This is a genomic window from Neobacillus kokaensis (assembly GCF_014656545.1).
GTDB classification, from domain to species: Bacteria; Bacillota; Bacilli; order Bacillales; family Cytobacillaceae; genus Neobacillus; species Neobacillus kokaensis.
Genome location: NZ_BNDS01000011.1, coordinates 104,687 through 124,636, shown reverse-complemented (window position 1 = coordinate 124,636; position 19,950 = coordinate 104,687). Strand labels below are relative to the sequence as shown.

The following is a 19,950-nucleotide window of genomic DNA, read 5'->3' as shown; positions in this document are numbered from 1 at the left end:
TTATAGAAGGGTAGTGTTTATAAATGGCAAAAGTAGAAAAAGAATTACAACAAATCCAAACAAAAAAAGTGAAAATGACTCCAAGTGAGGCAATTGTAGAGACTCTAGTAGCAGAAGGCGTAAAACATATTTCCGGTATCCTAGGATCAGCTTTCATGGATATGCTTGACCTATTACCAGAGGCTGGAATCCGCTTTATTGGGGTTCGTCATGAACAAAGTGCAGCCCATATGGCAGATGCCTATACAAGAGTCAGCGGGGTAGCAGGTGTAGTTATTGGTCAAAATGGCCCTGGTATTACAAACATGGTTACTTCTGTTGCTGCAGCTAACCAAGCGCACACACCAATGGTCGTAATCTCTCCATCTGCAGGAACACCAACTGTAGGCTGGGACGGTTTCCAAGAGTGTGACCAAGTATCTGTATTTAAAGCGATTACAAAAGAAACAGTTCGCGTAACACATCCAAGCCGTGTAGCAGATTGCTTAAGAACAGCATTCCGTATTGCTTATGCTGAGCGCGGACCAGTATTATTCGATATCCCGCGTGACTACTTCTATGGCGAATTAGAAGATGTTATTTTAGAGCCGCACCAATATCGTGTTGATAACCGTGGCTGTGGATCTTTAGAGTTAATTGACAAGGCTGTTGAATTATTAGCAAATGCTAAAAATCCTGTTATCATTGCAGGCCGTGGTGTTGTTGATTCTGACGGTATTGAAGCTGTAAAAGAAATCGCAGAACACCTTACTACACCTGTGGCTGTTTCTTACATGCATAATGATGCATTCCCAGCTAATCATGCGTTAGCAGTGGGACCAATTGGTTATATGGGATCAAAAGCTGCTATGTACTCACTTAAAGATGCAGACGTAGTGTTAGCAATTGGTACTCGTTTATCCGTATTTGGAACACTTCCTTGCTATGACATTGATTACTTCCCGAAACAAGCAAAGATTATTCAAGTGGATATTAACCCACGTAATATTGCTCGTACACATCCAGTAGAAGTAGGGATTATCGGTGATGCGAATGCTGCTTCCGTTGAAATTGCTAAGCGTTTGAAAGAAAAAACGCCAAATTTAGCTCCAAATCAAGAAACACTGCGCCAAGTAGCAGAACTAAAAGCACAATGGGAAAAAGAATTAGTTGATCTAGCTATGGTAGACGGCAATCCAATTAACCCACGCCGTGCATTATTAGAGCTGACAAAAGCATTGCCTGAAAATACAATCGTTACAACTGATATTGGTAACGTATCTTCAACTGCTAATGCGTACTTGAAATTTAATAATGGCCGCCAGCATATTGCTGCTTTAACTTTCGGTAATACTGGATTTGCTTATCCATCTGCATTAGGTGCGAAGCTTGCTAATCCAAATAGTCCAGTAGTTGCGATTGTGGGTGACGGTGCATGGGGTATGAGCTTGCATGAAGTAAGCACGGCTGTTGAAGAAAATATTCCAGTAGTTGCTTGTGTATTTAATAACCATGCATGGTGTGCAGAGAAGAAAAACCAAGTTGATTTCTACAACAACCGTTTTGTAGGTGCAGATATTGAAAACCCTGATTTTGCAGAAGTTGCAAGATCAATGGGTGCAGTAGGAGTAAGTGTTGATCGACCTGAAGATTTAGGGCCTGCTGTTCAAAAGGCTATTGAATCTGGCAAACCAACTGTTATTGACATCCATGTAGATGGAACACAATTGGCACCTCCATTCAGAAAAGATGCATTGAAAATGCCAGTACGTTTACTTCCTAAATATGCTCATTTAGATCACCGTAACTGGTAAGATAAAGCTAAGAAAAGGGGCGAGGCACCAGTCTAAGCCCCTTTTTCTTTAGACTTAAATCAAAGTATTATGATAAAAATAGGGGTAATTACAATTTGTGAAAAAGGTATATTTTTGCAAATGATAGATTAATTGTGATAGCAAGATAATAATAGGAAATATGGAGGGACATGCTTTTGGAAAAAAGGGTGGAACTTGAAAAGAGTTTTAAACCAAGTTGGATTTGGGCGATCGCATTAGGGTCAGCAATCGGCTGGGGATGTTTTATTCTCCCTACAGATTGGATGGCAAAGGCAGGCCCATTGGGAGTGATTATCGGTTTACTGCTTGGCGGATTGATTATGATGTTAATCGCCGTAAGTTATGGAATATTAATCGAAAAGCTGCCGGTTTCCGGCGGAGAATTTGCCTACGCTTATGTTGGTTTCGGCAGAACCCATGCGTATATTTGCGGCTGGTTCTTAACGTTAGGGTATATTAGTATTGTTGCCTTAAACGCCTCAGCTCTTGCATTACTAGGAAAGTTTGTAGTTCCTTCGATTTCAAATATTGTCTATTTATATGAAATGAATGGCTGGCAAGTCTATCTTGGCGAAGTTCTAATTGCTAGTATTGCCATTATCTTGTTTGCCTATTTTAATGTCAAAGGTAGTTCCCTCTCAGGTCAAATTCAATTCATCTTTTGTGTCATTCTCGTCGCGGGAGTTTTATTATTAACAATCAGTATGCTGCTCCATCCTAGTACAAGCCTAGAAAACTTAAAACCTCTAATGAAACCGGGAATACCAGCAATTACGGGTATACTAGCAATATTAGCGATTGCACCTTGGGCCTATGTAGGGTTTGATAATGTTCCTCAAGCAGCAGAAGAGTTCAACTTTCCACCTAAGAAAGCTTTTTCCTTAATCATTTATTCCCTTATTTTTGCTGCGATCCTTTATTCGTTAATGGTTATTACAACTGCAGTGGCCAACCCTTGGCAGCAATTAGTTGAAGGGAAACCAATTTGGGGGACAGCAGATGTCATCACAAACACATTAGGAACAGCTGGTATGATTTTACTCTGTATTTCCTTGCTTATGGGTGTTTTTACAGGGTTAAATGGTTTTTATGTATCCTCCAGCCGTTTAATGTTTGCAATGGGGAGGGCTAAAATACTGCCTGCAGCCTTTGGAAAACTGCATCCTAAATATAAAACCCCTTATGTTGGGATTATTTTCACAGCCGTATTTTGTCTCTTCGCACCTTGGTTCGGACGGCCAGCCTTGCTTTGGGTAGTGGATATGTCTGCAACTGGGGTTACTATCGCCTATTTATATACATGTTGTACCGCATATAAACTTTTTAAATGGAATGAAAATGGAAAGAGTTTAGAAATTGGTGAGGAAAATTCAAAAGACCTTGTATCGCCGCTTAAGAAATTTATTTGTCTAATAGGGATCATTTCTAGTATCAGCTTCTTAGGATTACTTCTTATTCCTAGCTCACCGTCTGCCTTAGGAACTCCATCACTTATTGCGTTAGTAGTTTGGATTGCGATTGGACTGGTCTTCTACCTTATAAAAAGGAAGGAATATCAACAGATTCCAAAAGAGACGCTTGATTTTTACATTACAGGGAAAACACTTTCAGCAGGGACCTCGACACCAAAGGCGCCCAAAACTCCAGTAAATATAGAAATTTAGGATTAGTAGATTCTCTCTTTCAAGTGTTTGGAAATAAAATCCCTAATCCATCGCGGTTAGAGGATTTTATTTTTTAATAGATACTATATGAATATTAAATATTCCACATAGTTAGAAAATATTGAACACTTAGAAAATGTATGGTTTAATTTTAATAAGGGTATATAACTGGTAAGGATGACCTGACATCATGATTTAATCCTTTAAGGGGGTGCACGAATGATGGCGGACATAGAAATAGAATTACAACCTCTCGAATTGGTATTCCTTTGAGGAGTTGGGCTTTATATTTGCAAAGGCCCTATTTTTAAATCTCTCAATCAAAGATAATACTTCGGAATGTAAGCGCATCCAGTTGGTGATTTAAAAATACATAATCCTCGGGAGTCCTTAGAAGAAAATTCAAGTCATAATATTTATCCACAATAAGGCAGGAGGACGATTAAATGAAAGCAGACAATAACCATTCAAAGTTGGATCGTAGTTTAAAAGATCGGCATATTCAGTTCTTAGCATTAGGCGGAGTAATAGGAGTAGGGTTATTCTATGGAGCTTCCGAGGCTGTCAGACTTGCTGGTCCCGGAATTATAGTTGCTTATATTATTGCTGGAATTATTGTAGCGATTGTGATGAGGTCCTTAGGAGAGATGACAGTTGAAAAACCGATTGCTGGTTCTTTCAGCAGCTACGCTCATGAGTTTTTAGGACCGCGGATGGGCTTTATAACCGGTGGAATGTGGTGGTTTTTCTGGGTGGCAACGGTTATGTCAGAGCTTGCAGCTATCGGGAAGTTAATCCAATTTTGGTATCCTAATTTTCCGGCGTGGATCCCTGGACTGGTTGCACTAGCATTGTTTACCCTATGTAATTTGATGGTTGTAAAGGTTTTTGGAGAAATCGAATTCATATTTGCTATTTTAAAAGTTATGACGATCATTGGTTTTATGATATTTGGCGCCCTAATGATCTTAACGGGTGTTTTCAACGATGGAAAAGTAGTTGGTTTAACGAACCTTTGGGCTCACGGCGGGTTCCTTCCTTTTGGCTGGGTAGGTGTGATTTCCGTTATCTCCCTTGTTATACAGGGTTATAGCGGCATTGAAACACTTGCTGTAGAAGCAGGCGAGTCTGAAGAACCTTCTAAATCACTCCCGAAAGCGTTTAGAACTGTTACATTCCGAATATCATTTTTTTACATCGGTTCTATTTTAATCATGCTTGCTGCTTATCCATGGAATGAGCTTTTGAATGCGGGAGAAAGCCCATATATCTTAATTTTCATGAAGGCCGGCATTCCTTTAGTTGCTACAGTTATGAATCTATTAATTATCTTCTCAGCACTCTCTTCTTGTAATACCGGTGTATACGGAGCAAGCCGAATTCTTTATAGTATGGCAGAAGATAAAAATATGCCAGCTCCATTAACGAAAATTAATAAAAATAAAATTCCATACTTGGCTACCTATGCTACTGCAGCGGCGATGTCTATTGGAACCATTATCACGTACCTGTCTCCGGACTATGTATATATTTGGATTACTAGTGCCTCTGCCTTTGCTTCTTTGTTTACATGGATCGTAATATTAGTATTAGAGCTTTTGTTTAGAAGTAAGATGGAAAAGAGCGGGGTCAAGCTTCAGTACCCAATGCCGTTATGGCCGGTTCTTCCGATTCTTGGGATTATCATGCTGGTGGGTGCACTTGCAGCGATAGTGTACTCCCCATTAACTAGGGTTTCTGTCTTTTCAGGCATCGGCTGGCTTGTGATTCTATTAGTTTATTATCAACTTAAGCTTGCCCCTAGATATAATAATGAACCAACTGAAATGCAAAAAGGTGCATAAGATATCTTTATAAAAAAGTAAGAGGCTTTTATTTGAAAGAATAAAAGCCTCTTACTTTTTTAAGCTGTATTGATAATGGAGGGGTTTTGAACAGAAAACCACTTGATAATCCTGTCATTGAATACTTGTCTTTTTTGTTAAAGTAAAGCTACAATAATACATGGACGAAAGACAAATAATATAAAAGCAGGGATAAACAATGATTATAAAAACAGAAGAAGATATCAATGGATTGAAGGAAATTGGCAGGATTTGCGGTGCCATCCGTGATGAACTAGTGAGAAGGGCAGTTCCAGGGATTACGACAAAAGAACTTGATGAAATAGCCGGTGCAATGTTTGAAAAAGAAGGAGCTGTTTCCGCACCAAAAGGCGAATACGATTTTCCCGGTTATACTTGTATAAGTGTAAATGAAGAAGTGGCCCATGGTATTCCTGGTGACCGTGTGATTCAAGAAGGAGACTTGGTAAATATTGATGTTTCCGGTTCTAAAAATGGCTATTTTGCTGATACTGGAATCTCTATCGTTGTAGGTGATGGGGATGAGGTATTGAAGAAGCTATGCGAGGTTGCCAAATTAGCCTTTGAAGCAGGCTTGAAAAAAGCAAAGCCGGGATCGAAAAAAACTGGACTTGGTAAAGTGGTTCACCAAACGGCAAGAAACAATGGGTTTACGGTTATTACAAACCTGACAGGGCATGGAATTGGCCGCACCATTCATGAATCGCCTGAGTACGTTTACAATTACTACGAGCCGTCGGATAGTGAAATTCTTAAAGAAGGAATGGTTATTGCCTTTGAACCATTTATTTCGACTGATGAAGAAGAGGTGTTTGAAAAAGGGGACGGCTGGACCTATATTACGGAGGAAAGCTATGTCGCTCAGTATGAACACACCATCATCTTAACGAAAAACGGACCGATTATTACGACACTTTAAAAATGGATAAAGCAGAATCCTGATGGTTCTGCTTTTTTTGTTGCACCCTATTATAAATATCTGTATAGTGGTTCTATAAATGAAAATTCGAAATACTTTGGGATGTTAGGAGCGAAGTTTTACATGATAAAGGCTATTTTCTTTGACTTAGATGATACACTGCTTTGGGATCAAAAAAGCGTAAAGGAAGCATTTCATGCAACTTGCAAAGTGGCTGAGGAACGTTATGGATTAGACCCTAACGCACTAGAAGAAGCTGTTCGCGAGGCAGCAAGAAATATTTATTCAAATTACGACTTTTACTCCTTTACGCAAATGATCGGCATCAATCCTTTTGAAGGATTATGGGGCAATTTTCCGGACGAGCATCTTGAAGACTTCAAGAAAATGAAAGAAACCGTTCCGGGTTATCGAAAAGATGCGTGGACAGCGGGTCTTGAAGCCTTGGGAGTGAAGGACGCTGAGTTTGGCTATGAATTAGCAGAAAGATTCCCAGAGGAACGCAGAAAGGCACCGTTTGTCTATGAAGATACATTTAATACTCTTGATCTGTTAAAGGAACAGTACCAGCTTCTTCTCTTAACAAATGGTTCACCTGACTTGCAAAATACGAAACTAACGATTACACCGGAAATTAGTCCATATTTTGACCATATTGTCATTTCTGGAGCGTTTGGACGAGGAAAACCAGATCCAACAATTTTTGAACATGCTTTATCACTTTTATCTATTGATAAAGACGAAGCGATCATGGTTGGGGATAACTTAATGACAGATATTTTAGGCGCAAATCGTGCTGGAATTAAATCAGTTTGGATTAACCGTCATGAGAAAGAGCGGAATGAAGTGATTCCAACCTATGAAATTAAACAGTTAAGTGAGCTATTCCCAATTTTAGAGAAATTAAAATAATTCCAAGTCAGGCTCATAATTGTGTAACGATTCCCCACTGTAAATCGACTAATTTAATGAACCGGTTTAATTTAATTAAAGGGGATTAGAGAGAATGGTAAATAAAAAATTTTCTTATTTCGTTTGTTCTGCACTTGCTATCGGACTTTTGTCAGGATGCGGGAGCAGTGCAAATGTCGATAAACAAGGGAGTTCCGGTTCTTCTAGCAAAACGGAAACTCCTGCCAAAAATGAAGTTGCGGCTAAATTCCAAGCTAAAGTTGAAATAAAAGAAGAGAATGATGATGTTGCCGTCCTATATAAAGTCAAGAATCTATCTGGTGCAGCAAAAAAGCTTAGCTTTTCAAGCGGTCTGGAGGCGGATTTCATCTTGTATGATCACAATGGTCATATTCTAAAAAGATATTCCGAGGAAATTCTGTCAACACAGGCATTAAAAGAAGTAATGCTAGAAAATAATCAAGAGATTGATAGAGTTTTTAAAATTCCTGGTCTTGTAAACGGCAGCTACAAAATTGAAGTCTTTTTATTAGCGAAAGAAGAACAAGCCAAAGCTGTTACGGAGTTTCAAGTTAGAAATTCAATCTATAAACAAGGGAACGGGCAGCTAGTTGGGCTGATGGATCCTCACACTATTGAGGTTAATATGGATGGAGAGGCGATTGCCTTTCAGTTATCAGATCAAGCCCGTGAGGAAATAACGTCTTTTAATGACGGTGACCCAGTTTCTTTCATTTATATTGAAAATGATAAAGGGCAAAAAGTGATAGAGTGGTTTAACAAAAATAATTGAAGTAAATAGAAAAAGAGGCAAACTTAGTTGTCTCTTTTTCTATTTTTTTACATATAAGAATTTTTAATATGGTAATTTAAAAATATTGATAGAAATATTTTTTAGAATATATTGAAAATTAAGTACTTAGATGTTTAAATAAATTTAACCAGTTTTTTCAAATGGTTCTTTAGTAGTGATGCTTTAGTCAAAGTGGTCTAATTTTAAAGCTTTCAAAAAGCGGGAAAAAGTAGGAGGTATAGGATGAATGAAGGTTGATCTATTATTTAAAAATGCAAATGTATTGACGTTAGACCATCAAAATCGCCGTGCAGGTTCTGTTGCAGTTGAAGGGGGGAAAATTGTTGGGATATGGGACATGCCGGAACCTCCAAACGATGCTATTGAGATTTCACCAAAGACGAATGTCGTTGATCTTAACGGTGCGGCGTTATTGCCGGGATTTATCGATACGCATAATCACATTTTAATGTATGGTCAAACATTAAACATGGTAAATTGCAGTTCAGCAGCCAATGAAACGATCAAGGATGTCCTTGTGGCAATCGGCTCGAAGTCGAAAGTGACTAAGGAGGGTGAATGGATTCAGGGCTTCGGATATGATGATACCTTAATCCATGAAAAACGTCATATTACACGTGATGATTTAGATCAAGTTTCTCCCAATAACCCCGTTATCATTTCACATGCTTCCGGTCATTTGTCCTACGTAAATTCGCTGGCAATCAAAATGGCAGGATTAACAGATGATATATCTAATCCACAGGGAGGTCATTATGGAAGAGACGAAAAAGGCAGGCTTAATGGCGTCCTGTATGAGTCAGCTGCGATGGAGCCCATCAGCAAAATAATACCGCAAATGACAGTTGAAGACATGATAAAAGCCATTAGTATTGCATCAAAAGAATATGTTGAACAGGGAATCACAACGAATTCAGATGCCGCCATCTTTGGGCTTGAAGACTTTGAAGCCCATCTCACAGCCTCTAAACTTGGAGCAAATCCAATGCGCACTCAGTTAATGATCATGCACCATCTTCTTAGGGAGGGAATGCCATATGGAGGTTATACGCCAGAACAGATAGATAAAGAAATAAAGGTTCGATCTGGCGGCAGGGCTAAATTAGACAGTGCCAAAATGTTTCAGGACGGCTCCATCCAAGGCTTAACCGGGGCGTTAAGAGAACCGTATTATAATAGCCCGGAAACGTATGGGGAGTTTATTCATCCACAGGAGGCATTTAATGAAGAAGTGTTAGATTTGCATCGCCGCGGGTTTCGAATTGCCACACATGGAAATGGGGACAGGGCAATTGGTTCTATTTTGGAAGCTTATGAAAACGCTTTATCTAAGTATCCTCGAAATGATCACCGTCATCGAATTGAACATGTTCAAACAGCGACTACAGAAGACATTTTGAAGATGGCAGAACTCGGTGTGGCCGGCTCCTTTTTTATTAACCATGTATATTTCTGGGGTGACAGACATAAGCAAATCTTCTTAGGACCTGAGCGCGGACGCCGAATAAGTCCATTAGCCGAAGCAGTAGAACACAATGTATTATTCACACTTCATTCTGATTGTCCGATTACTCCAATTTCTCCTTTGTTCTCGGTATGGGCGGCCGTCAATCGAATCACAAGAGATGGTCATATATTAGGCACTGAACAGCGAATTGACGTGATTACGGCATTAAAATCGATGACGATTTATGGAGCAAAATTAAATTTTGACGAAAGTGTTTCCGGCAGTATTGAATTAGGAAAGCAAGCTGATTTTGTAATACTTGAAGCGGACCCAACCTCGGTAAATCCAATGGAAATTAAAGATATTCCAATTCAGGCAACTTTTATTGATGGTAATCCTGTTTATATGAAAGATACAGTTAGAACCGTTTAGAAGATTATACCTATTACTGAGGAGGCAAAACCATTGACCGAAACAAAAATGGCTTATAATTCAAAAGTTATTTTGTTTTTACTCTTTAGCAGTAATCTAATTTCAGCAATGGATCGTTTTATTATCAATTATGGGATCGTACCCATTTCTAAGGAATTTCAACTAGATGCCACCTCTACAGGTTTAATATTAAGTATCTTTTTCTTAGGTTATGCCATTATGCAGATTCCGGGCGGCTGGCTGGCTGATAAATTCGGTGCTCGTATTGTTATTCTTATTTCCGTGTTTAGTTTCTCGATTTTTACTGGTTTAACCGGGGTAGCTTGGTCGTTTGCTATATTAGTCATCATTCGCTTTATTTTTGGTATAGGAGAAGGGAGCTTTTTCCCCGCCGGTGCAAAATTAATTGCTGATGCTATTCCCGAAGAACGGCGCTCCAAAGCAATGTCCATTTTTCTATCCGCTCTTACCGCGGCCGGGATCGCTGCACCGATTCTTGCAACGTCAATGATGGTCAGCATCGGCTGGAGATGGATGTTCGGTGTGATCGGTTTGTTGGGGCTGCTTTTTGGAATGTTAAATTGGTTCTTTTTAAAACCAAAAGCAGGAACGAGCGGGCTGTATCAGGCGAGTTTATCAGCTAGTTCTGTGCAGAAGCCAAAAACAACAAAAGGGTCAATCAAAAAGATGTTAAAAACCCCAATGATTTGGGCACTGATCATTGTGTCCTTCTCTCATGGCTTTATCAGCTGGGGGTTATCAGCCTGGATGCCCACATACTTGGTTAATGAACGGGGGCTTGATCTTTTATCTTTAGGTATGCTTGCCTTGATTCCAGGTGCTACGGGTGTTATTTTCTTCCTATTAGCCGGATATGTCATCGATAAACAAAAAAATGGACGCGAAAAATGGATTGGCGCGATTAGCGGCATCGGTTATGCCATATTAGTTTATTTAATGTTTCATGCCAAAACCGTAACAGGTGTAATTGTTTTCCAATCTTTAATCCCTATGTTTGGCGCTACACTATCTGTCATTATTTTCAGTATGCCTCTTAAACGTTTATCACAAGAAATTGCTGGGACTGCAATCGGAGTCGTTAATTTAGGCATGCAGATTGCTGGATTTCTAGCACCATTAGGGATGGGGTTCATTATCGATTCCTTTAATGGATCCTATAATGGAGCTGTATGGTTATTGACTTCATTTGGGATTGTATGCTTTTTGGCCTTTGTTACCTTATATACTTCAGACAAAAAGGAAAGCATTGTTGAAGAGCATGCCCCGATTGTTCCTGTTACAAAGTAAAATAGGATAGAGGAAGAGGAGACAATATTCATCTCCTCTTTTTGTTATTATAGCATTATTCGTTATTTAGATAGTAATTAGCCAGCATCTATCGATTTTTTAGATACATATTAATCTATCATCGTGATATAATTTTAAAGTTCTAGTTTTTAATATTTGGGGGTTTAAAATTATATGGCTCAAGTAAACAGTTCAGCAATATCACCTCAGCCACATAAAAAGACTGTTGTGTTTGCCATCCTATTTGTACTTATTACGATTATTGGATTGTCTTATGTAAAATGGTATCCGTATTATCATAAAACGTTATTGGCGATGACCACCCACTCTATAGGGACTTCCATATTAGGCGATAAGGCAGACCTGCCGTCGGTTTCTTGGGACAGCGCATGGTCTTACGCACTTACCTATTTCAATGCTGTTTGGAAGGCAGCCGTTTTTGGGGTTATCCTTGGTTCGTTAGTACAGGTATTACTGCCAGCTAACTGGCTGTTAAAAGTATTAGGAAAAACATCTTTTGGCAGTACCGCCGTTGCCGGACTTGCTTCACTTCCAGGGATGATGTGCACCTGCTGTGCGGCACCAATCGCCGTCGGATTACGGAAGAAAAATGTCTCTGTCGGAGCAAGTCTTGCCTTCTGGATTGGCAACCCCACACTTAATCCGGCAACATTAATTTTCATGACCTTCGTTTTATCATGGAAATTCACAGCACTAAGACTAGTGTTTGGGATTATTTTAACCTTTGGGGTTAGTTATTTGGCAAACCGCTTTGCACCGCAGGCAAACTCGGCCGATCTTGAGAAAATGATTGAAAAGACTGAGACCGGAATAAAAGGTTCTTTTGTTTCCAGATGGATGAAAAGTATTGGCAATATGATTTTATATATTGTTCCTACTTATATTTTAGCTGTACTATTGATGGGGGCCGTCCGTGTTTGGTTATTCCCTCAGCTTAGCGATGCAGCTGCCAACAGCTTGATTGCCGTAATCGGTTTTGCCATTGCTGGCATGCTTTTCGTCATTCCAACGGCTGCGGAAATTCCAATTATTCAAACGTTCATGTCCTTTGGTCTTGGCGGGGGTCCTGCTGGAGCACTATTGCTGGCATTGCCATCGGTAAGTTTGCCATCATTATTACTTGTGGCAAAATCGTATCCGAAAAAGGTTTTATTCTTTGTTGCAGGTTCTGTTGTTGTTTTAAGTATCCTAAGCGGGCTTGTTGGCATGTATTTATTGTAGTGAAAATATTTAAGGAGTTCGTCGTTGACGGGCTCCATTTTTAATGTTCACAAGTTGTTAATATTTTATCCCTTACCAATGATATTCATCACAAACCTGAGCTTGCTCCAATGTTATTTTATGAATAAGAAAAAATCAGCTTAAAGTTAGCAAAGGAGAATAGTGATGAGTGAAATCATAAATAATCGTGAACAACAACCCATTCAAAATACAGAACGACTTGAAATGTTGAAACAAATATTTACCGATCTTCATAATGGAAGAAACACAGCTGAGGTGAAAGGCCATTTTGACGCTTATATTGGGAAAATAAGGGTTGAAGAAATTTCCCAGCTCTCTCACGAATTTGTTAATTTTTCTGAAGAGGAATTAAAGCGGATTTACAATCAGCATACAGAAATTTTTAAAGAAGCGGTTGCAGAAGATACCCGTAAGCAACAGCCGGAAGAGCAGCCTGGGCACCCTGTTCATACGTTTAAGCTGGAGAACGAAGAACTTGAAAAACTGGTGAAAACAAAACTTCAAGTCCACTTATGGCACTTTGAAAAAGAGGATACAGCTGAAAATGTGTACAAACTTTTAGAAGACATCCATCTTTTACTCGATATTGATAAGCACTTTAATCGAAAAGAACATCTAATCTTCCCGTTTCTTGAAAAGTACGGGATTTACGGTCCAACGAATAATATGTGGAGAATCGATGATTTCATTCGCGATGCGATCAAAGAGACGAAGCAGCAATTAACGAATTATCAAGGAGACAAGAAAGCGATTATCCAAATCATTAACTATGTAATTGAAGAAGTAAATGCGATGATTTATCGAGAGGAAAACATTTTATTCCCAATGGCACTGAACAATTTTACCGAAGATGATTGGGTGAAAATTGCCCATGAAAGCGATGAAATTGGCTATTGCCTCACGGAACCAGCGGCGGAATGGAGACCTGAACGAAAACAGTTGGATACGAATGCCATTTCGGAAGGTTATATAAGGCTGGAAACGGGTATTTTATCGCTTAAACAATTGGAGCTGATTTTGAATCATTTACCTGTTGACATTACGTTTATTGATCATGAAGATGTCGTTCGTTATTTTTCTCATGGCAAGGAACGCATATTTGCTCGAACGAAGGCAGTCATTGGCCGTACTGTGCAAAACTGCCATCCTCCTAAGAGTGTGCATGTTGTAGAAGAACTGTTAAAAGATTTTAAAGCAGGCAGAAAGGACTCCGAGGATTTCTGGATTAAATTTCAGGATAAATATGTTTATATTCGTTATTTTGCGGTTCGTGATGAGAACGGCAAATATATTGGGACGTTGGAATTCACGCAAAATATTGCTCCGATTCAAGCAATTGATGGGGAGAAGAGGATTCTTTCATAAGAATATTGCCCTTTAAAATAGTCAGGTGCTACCGCCTGACTATTTTTCTGATTTGTATACTGTGTTAACAATATTGACAAAATTCGCAAGGTAACACTATAATGATTTCATGTAATCTGTCTTTCTAGAATATAGGAGAAACTTTATATGAATAACAGTACAGTGACAGAATTATGTTTTCTGCATACGAATCTATTAGAGGAAGACATTAAAAGAATTAAAGAGTTAGTGGCTAATTTACCGTTAATCGCTGACCTTAATAAAGCAAACGTTTTCGTTGATTGTCCAACCAAAGAAGGAAAACATGCCATTGTTGTGGCCGAGGCCGCTCCATCGACCACTAAATCTAATTATAAAAAATCAGTGGTTGGGAAGTTTGCTTATGAAGCGTTTGAACCAGCCGTCTTCTATACATTAAGAACGGGTAAGCCAATGTTCCTTAATCGGGCAGTAACTCAAGAAGGAAAGACTGTCGATCAAAGTGTCGTTCCAATCAAAGGTGCGGATGACAGAGTTCTTGGAGCACTGATTATGGAAAAGGACATAAGTGAACACCTTCAACGTCAGCAGAAAATGGAAGCGTTGTCAGAAGCGACGGAAGCGTTAAGCGGAATTCTTATGGGACTTGCGGAAAACCGCCCTATTATTCCTGAAATGCTTGAGGAGTCCATCTTCTTTCTTGAACAGGACGGAAAGCTTCTTTATTGTAATCCTTCCGGAACCAATCTCATTCAGGAAATTGATGAAGATGGAAGCTGGATTGGCAAATCACTTGTATCCTATTTTCCTGTAATAGAAGCTATTTTGAAAGCCTCTGATGAGCTTATTGTTCAGGAGGTTAAACTCTTAAATAAAGTTTTTCAAGTGAAAAAAATCGAACTCCGGCAGCAGGAAAAAATGACCGGAACGTTTGTCATCTTTAAAAACATTACCGAGCTTAGAGAAAAAGAAAGAGAACTGATTGTTAAATCAGTGGCCATTCGCGAAATCCATCATCGAGTAAAAAACAATCTGCAAACGGTAGCAAGCCTTTTGCGACTGCAAATGAGAAGAGGGCTACCTGAAGAGAGTAAAGTTCACTTTGTGGAAAGTTTGAATCGGATTACTAGTATTGCGTCTGTGTATGAAATCATTCTTTCTGGTTCAAGTGTTGACGATGTTGATCTATTTAAGTTAATAGAGAAAATCGGCAATACGTTAATATTGGAAGCTGAGCATGAAAATAAAAAGATTAGCATTACCTATTCTGGAGCTCACTCGCAAATTCAATCAAATAAAGCTGTTTCTGTTGCATTAGTGGTCAATGAATTAATCCAAAACTGTGTAAAGCATGCTTTTAAGGCGATTCATCATGGTAAGATTGAAGTGTTTTTTCATCAGATAGATGATCAAATGGAAATTCAGGTCATTGACAATGGAGAAGGCTATTCGCCAAAGTCTAAATCCTCACTAGGGCTTGATATCGTCAAAATGATGATCGAGCATGATTTATCGGGTTGCTTTTTGATAGAAAAAGCTGAGACAGGAACAATTGCTACTGTCAAATTCCCATTAACGAGGGGGGAGGTTCAGCTTTGAAAAAAAGAATTTTGGTTGTTGAGGATGAATCAATTGTCCGTTTAGATATAGCGATGATGCTCGAAGAGGCTGGATATGAGGTAGCTGGACAGGCAGGGGATGGTGAACAAGCAATTGAACAAGCTTATACACTTGAACCGGATTTAATTATAATGGATATTAAAATGCCCAAATTAAATGGTTTAAAAGCAAGCGAGATTATTTCTAAAAAATTAAATATCCCGATTCTCATTTTAACGGCATACAGCCAAAGGGAATATATTGATAAAGCAAAACAAGCAAACATTGTTGGGTATCTAGTGAAGCCTATTACCGAAGCTAATTTAATTCCAGCTGTAGAAATTGCCTTAAAACAGGCGGAAACAGCCAATGCCTATCGAGAACAAGTGGAAAACATGAATAAACAGTTAAATGAGAGAAAACTAGTCGAAAAGGCAAAGGGAATTATTATGGAGAAATACAATCTCTCTGAAGATGCTGCCTATAAAAAAATGCGAAAAATCAGCATGAACAAACAGGTAACACTGGAAAATGTAGCAAAGCGGATTATATTAAAATATAACACTTAATTCTTACAAGTGAATAGACCAAGCAAAGGTGCTTTAGCGGTTTCTTCTATTTGGAAATCGCAGGGCACCTTTTTGTCTTCTTGCGGCAATCATCATTTATTTATTCATCGCGAAAAGAAGGACAACAGTCGCTAGCTTGAAGAGTGGGTGATCCTGCCTAAAATGGAATTGGTTTACTTCTAGTAAGGCGCTTACATTTTCCGTTTTAATAGATAGTAAGGAATACGAATGACGGAGGGGTTTTAAATGGAAATGATAGGAAATGTTGTTATCTATATCATTATGACATGTGCCGTACTGGGTGCATTTGCAGCCATTCGTAACAGTGATGATGGATTAGGGGCTCAGTTTATGGAAGGGCTTCATGCAGTTGGTCATATTTTTGTGCCGGCAGCAGGAATTATGGCGTCCATTCCGTATTTATCTTGGTTTATTGATAAAGTATGCGGTCCATTTTTCTCAGCCATTGGGGCGGACCCGGCGATTGCGGCCACTTCGATTCTAGCAACCGATATGGGCGGATATCAACTGGCTGAAGTTTTAAAGCAAACTCAAGAGGGCTGGATTATGGCGATGATTGTTGGCTTCATGGCAGGTGCGACGATTGTCTTCTCCATTCCTATGGGTCTAGCGATGCTTGAAAAACGCGACCATAAATATATGGCACTTGGGGTAATGGCAGGTGTATTAACCATTCCAATTGGTGCGCTAATTTCTAGTACGATTATCTTTCTGTCAAATTCAAAGGTACGTGATTTTATTTCAACCTCTGGGGAAGCAAAATACCAATTTGCCTTAGGGTATGGACATATTCTATTAAATTTACTTCCACTGGTTATTTTTGTTGTGGCGATTGCTTTAGGTTTATATTTCCTTCCTGATTTCATGATTAAAGCTTTCATGTGGTTTGGACGAATTATGGATGCCGGAATTAAACTTGTACTAGTCTTCTCGATCGTTGAAATTTTCACAGGACTATTTTCCACTGTATTTGGCAGCTGGGGTTTCCACCCGATTATGGCAGACAAAGAAGACCAGTTTCGTGCCCTTGAAACGGCCGGTTATATTGGAATTATGCTGGCAGGTGCCTTCCCAATGGTTTACTTACTGCAAAAGTATGCCGGCGGTCCACTTGAAGCCCTTGGACGTAAGATTGGTTTAAGTAAAGAGGGAAGTGCCGGCCTAGTAGCTACCATTGCGAATATCCTTGCAATGTTTAAGCTTGTAAAAACCATGCCGCCTAAAGATAAGGTAATAAACATTGCATTTGCTGTTTGTTCCGCGTTCTTACTTGGTGATCATTTATCGTTTTCTGCAAACTTTCAGCCAACATTGATTTTGCCAATTATGATTGGTAAATTCTCTGCAGGGGTAATTGGAATTGGACTTGCCTACTGGTTATCTGTTCCAAAAGCATTAGAATTAGAAAAGAAAGACCGTGAAGCTGGCATTATTGGTAAGGATGAATATTTACCAAAACAAGAAAAAGATCGAATGGCAGGATAAAAAGTTTGCTGTCAAGGAGGTTGTAAAGTGATGAGTGAAGAGAAAAAACGATTTATCCAGGAATTTGTACCTGGAAAGCAAGTAACGTTAAGCCATTTAATTGCCAATCCTGACCCTGATATGTTCGATAAGTTGGGGATCCAGCAGGCAGGTGCGATGGGAATTTTAACGTTAACGCCAAGTGAAACTGTCATCATCGCCGGGGATTTGGCGACAAAGGCGGCAGATGTTCAAATTGGCTTCTTAGACCGTTTTACCGGCAGTCTTGTGATTGTTGGCAGCGTTTCCTCAGTACAGATGGCGATGGAAGAAATTAACCGCTTTTTGTCAGAAGTATTAAGATATACTCCGGCAGAATTAACAAAGTCATAAGCGGAGGTGCTAGTTGTGGCAAAAAAAAATAGGGCGATGCTTATCGGCTCCATTGGTGCGGGAAAATCTACCTTAACAAACGCTCTTCTTGAGCGGAAGGCAGTGGCCGTTAAAACGCAAACGCTCCATTATTATGATTGGATTGTTGATACACCTGGTGAATATACGGAAAATCCATTATTCTATAAAAATATTATGGCCACCGCATTAGAAGTGACCCATATCTTATTTTTACAGGATGCGACAAAGACAAAAACGATTTTTCCTCCGGGATTCAGCACTGGTTTTACTAAGCTGCCAATTGGAGTGGTTACAAAGTGTGATGCTGAAACGGCCGATATACCTAAAGCGATCGAGCAGTTAAAAAAAGCCCTTCCAAAGGGACCAATTGTAATCTCATCTTCGGTGTCCGGACAGGGTTTACAGGAAATACGTGATTTAGTTAAATGTAATTCTTTTCAAGAAATGCAGGAAGCGATGGAATCTGTATCTGACGATGTAGTAATTTTCGTCTGAAACCCTTTACAAAAGTGAAAAAATAGACTATATTTCTAGTATAAAAATGAATTTATGAAGGCAAAGGCGCCTTATATGTAACTATCCTAGCCGGGATGGTTCATATAAGGTGCCTTTTTTTATTGCACGTGCAGGAACGAGGTGATCTCCATCAAAAAATATGAGCTGCAGCAAGAGGAAATCTTGAGTGCTGGTATTGATATTGGGACGAGTACAACCAAGCTGGTCATTAGTAAATTTTCGCTGATGAACATGGCAGGCGGAATGCATATGCCGCGGATTGAAATTATTCATAAAGAGGTATTGTACCGGAGTCCCATCTACCGCACACCTTTGTTGTCACAGACAGCAATTGATATGGAATCAGTTGACGAACTTGTAAAAAAAGAATATGCCAACGCTCAAATTAGTCCAAATGATATTCAAACAGGGGCGGTCATTATTACCGGCGAGACAGCTACTAAGCAGAATGCCCAAGAGATGGTCCATCATTTATCAAACCATGCAGGTGAATTCTTGGTTGCGACAGCCGGACCAGACCTAGAGGGAATCATTGCGGCAAAGGGATCAGGAGCTTATGAATATTCGAAAAAAACAGGGAAAGTGATTGCCAATATTGATATCGGCGGGGGGACGGCTAATGCTGCTGTCTATAAATCCGGAAAGCTTTGTGGCACCTGTACATTACATATTGGCGGGAGATTAATAGAATTCACCGGGAACCAAATAAAAAGTATTTCACCTCCGATAAAACAATTATTTCGCCAATGGGGATTACCTTTTAGTGAAATAACAGCAGGTAGCATCGGATATCGAAACGAAATGAAGAGGCTCACTGATTTTATGGCAGCGGTAATCGCAAGAATGCTGAAGCGTGATTTGTCAGCAGCCGACCAGCCGTTACTCCTCGGTCATGAACCAAATTGGCAGGAAGACATAGATGAAATCATGATTTCAGGCGGTATCAGTGAATGCCTTTACCAATATGAAACTGGTGCACCCCGAATCGTAAAATATGATGACATCGGAGAAATACTGGCGGCTTCTCTCCAGGAGTGTAAAGAGCTAGCAGAATGGAAATGGGTTAAACCGGATGAAACTGTTCGGGCAACTGTCCTAGGGGCCGGCACTCAGACGACTGAAATCAGCGGTGCTACGATACACGTAGAAAATAGGGATTTGCCGATTCGCAACCTGCCAGTTTTTCAAGTCCCTTTTGGACATGAATTAAAAAAGGGTTTAAACAGGATGCGGGAGGCTGTGGGGCAAGCGCTTGATATGTTTGACCCACAGGGTGAAGGCCAGAATTTTGCACTATATATAACGGAGCTTCCTTATTTAGGCTTTCGCGATGTACAAGAACTGGCAGCAATGATTTTGGAAGCAATCAAAGTAAAACCAAATCCAGCGCAGCCTTTGGTCATTGTTTTAGAAAGCGATCATGCCAAGGTTCTTGGTCAGACGATAAACGTCCAGAACCAAGAACAAAGTATTATTTGTATCGATCAAATCCGTGTGGAACACGGTGATTATATTGATATCGGACCCCTGCTGCAAACGGGCGTGGTCCCTGTCGTAATCAAAACATTAACATTCCATCATTAAG

General features: G+C 39.6%; 16 protein-coding genes. All 16 read left to right on the top strand.

Features of this window, described 5'->3' with window-relative positions; genetic code table 11:
- Positions 1 to 23 precede the first annotated feature (23 nt).
- The 16 genes from xsc (at position 24) to IE222_RS14155 (ending at position 19,949) form a co-directional block, all read left to right on the top strand.
- Complete coding sequence (gene xsc, locus IE222_RS14230; RefSeq protein WP_191273905.1) at positions 24 to 1,793, top strand: sulfoacetaldehyde acetyltransferase; 1,770 nt, start codon at positions 24 to 26, stop codon at positions 1,791 to 1,793.
- Between the two features lie 176 nt (positions 1,794 to 1,969).
- Positions 1,970 to 3,478, top strand: coding sequence for an APC family permease (locus IE222_RS14225; RefSeq protein WP_191273904.1), 1,509 nt, complete (start codon positions 1,970 to 1,972; stop codon positions 3,476 to 3,478).
- A 446-nt stretch (positions 3,479 to 3,924) separates the two neighbouring features.
- Positions 3,925 to 5,322: an amino acid permease gene (locus tag IE222_RS14220; protein WP_191273903.1), complete on the top strand. Its 1,398-nt coding sequence runs from the start codon at positions 3,925 to 3,927 to the stop codon at positions 5,320 to 5,322.
- Between the two features lie 199 nt (positions 5,323 to 5,521).
- On the top strand, positions 5,522 to 6,262 hold the full coding sequence (gene map / locus IE222_RS14215) for a type I methionyl aminopeptidase (RefSeq protein ID WP_191273901.1): 741 nt from the start codon (positions 5,522 to 5,524) through the stop codon (positions 6,260 to 6,262).
- 123 nt (positions 6,263 to 6,385) lie between these two features.
- Positions 6,386 to 7,174 carry an HAD family hydrolase gene (locus IE222_RS14210; protein ID WP_191273900.1) on the top strand — a complete coding sequence of 263 codons (789 nt, stop codon included), beginning with the start codon at positions 6,386 to 6,388 and terminating at the stop codon, positions 7,172 to 7,174.
- A gap of 94 nt (positions 7,175 to 7,268) precedes the next feature.
- The gene (locus IE222_RS14205; protein ID WP_191273898.1) at positions 7,269 to 7,967 is read left to right on the top strand and encodes a LytA/YqiH family protein; all 699 of its coding nucleotides are present in this window, start codon (positions 7,269 to 7,271) and stop codon (positions 7,965 to 7,967) included.
- A gap of 247 nt (positions 7,968 to 8,214) precedes the next feature.
- Entirely contained in the window at positions 8,215 to 9,867 is a 1,653-nt protein-coding gene (locus IE222_RS14200; RefSeq protein ID WP_191273896.1) for an amidohydrolase, read from the top strand.
- A gap of 33 nt (positions 9,868 to 9,900) precedes the next feature.
- On the top strand, positions 9,901 to 11,175 hold the full coding sequence (locus IE222_RS14195) for an MFS transporter (RefSeq protein ID WP_191273894.1): 1,275 nt from the start codon (positions 9,901 to 9,903) through the stop codon (positions 11,173 to 11,175).
- Positions 11,176 to 11,349: 174 nt separating this feature from the next.
- Complete coding sequence (locus IE222_RS14190; RefSeq protein ID WP_191273893.1) at positions 11,350 to 12,417, top strand: permease; 1,068 nt, start codon at positions 11,350 to 11,352, stop codon at positions 12,415 to 12,417.
- A 165-nt stretch (positions 12,418 to 12,582) separates the two neighbouring features.
- Positions 12,583 to 13,803 carry a DUF438 domain-containing protein gene (locus IE222_RS14185; protein ID WP_191273892.1) on the top strand — a complete coding sequence of 407 codons (1,221 nt, stop codon included), beginning with the start codon at positions 12,583 to 12,585 and terminating at the stop codon, positions 13,801 to 13,803.
- A 147-nt stretch (positions 13,804 to 13,950) separates the two neighbouring features.
- Positions 13,951 to 15,381, top strand: a complete 1,431-nt coding sequence (locus tag IE222_RS14180; RefSeq protein ID WP_191273891.1) for a sensor histidine kinase — start codon at positions 13,951 to 13,953, stop codon at positions 15,379 to 15,381.
- Positions 15,378 to 15,950 (top strand): ANTAR domain-containing response regulator, encoded by a 573-nt coding sequence (locus IE222_RS14175; protein ID WP_191273890.1) that lies wholly within the window; start codon positions 15,378 to 15,380, stop codon positions 15,948 to 15,950. Before IE222_RS14180 ends, IE222_RS14175 begins: the two co-directional genes overlap by 4 nt.
- 246 nt (positions 15,951 to 16,196) lie before the next feature.
- Complete coding sequence (gene eutH / locus IE222_RS14170; protein WP_191273889.1) at positions 16,197 to 17,456, top strand: ethanolamine utilization protein EutH; 1,260 nt, start codon at positions 16,197 to 16,199, stop codon at positions 17,454 to 17,456.
- A gap of 30 nt (positions 17,457 to 17,486) precedes the next feature.
- On the top strand, positions 17,487 to 17,828 hold the full coding sequence (gene eutS, locus IE222_RS14165; RefSeq protein WP_066383705.1) for an ethanolamine utilization microcompartment protein EutS: 342 nt from the start codon (positions 17,487 to 17,489) through the stop codon (positions 17,826 to 17,828).
- A 15-nt stretch (positions 17,829 to 17,843) separates the two neighbouring features.
- On the top strand, positions 17,844 to 18,344 hold the full coding sequence (locus IE222_RS14160) for a EutP/PduV family microcompartment system protein (protein WP_191273888.1): 501 nt from the start codon (positions 17,844 to 17,846) through the stop codon (positions 18,342 to 18,344).
- A gap of 150 nt (positions 18,345 to 18,494) precedes the next feature.
- Entirely contained in the window at positions 18,495 to 19,949 is a 1,455-nt protein-coding gene (locus IE222_RS14155; protein WP_191273999.1) for an ethanolamine ammonia-lyase reactivating factor EutA, read from the top strand.
- The last annotated feature ends 1 nt before the right edge of the window (position 19,950 follow it).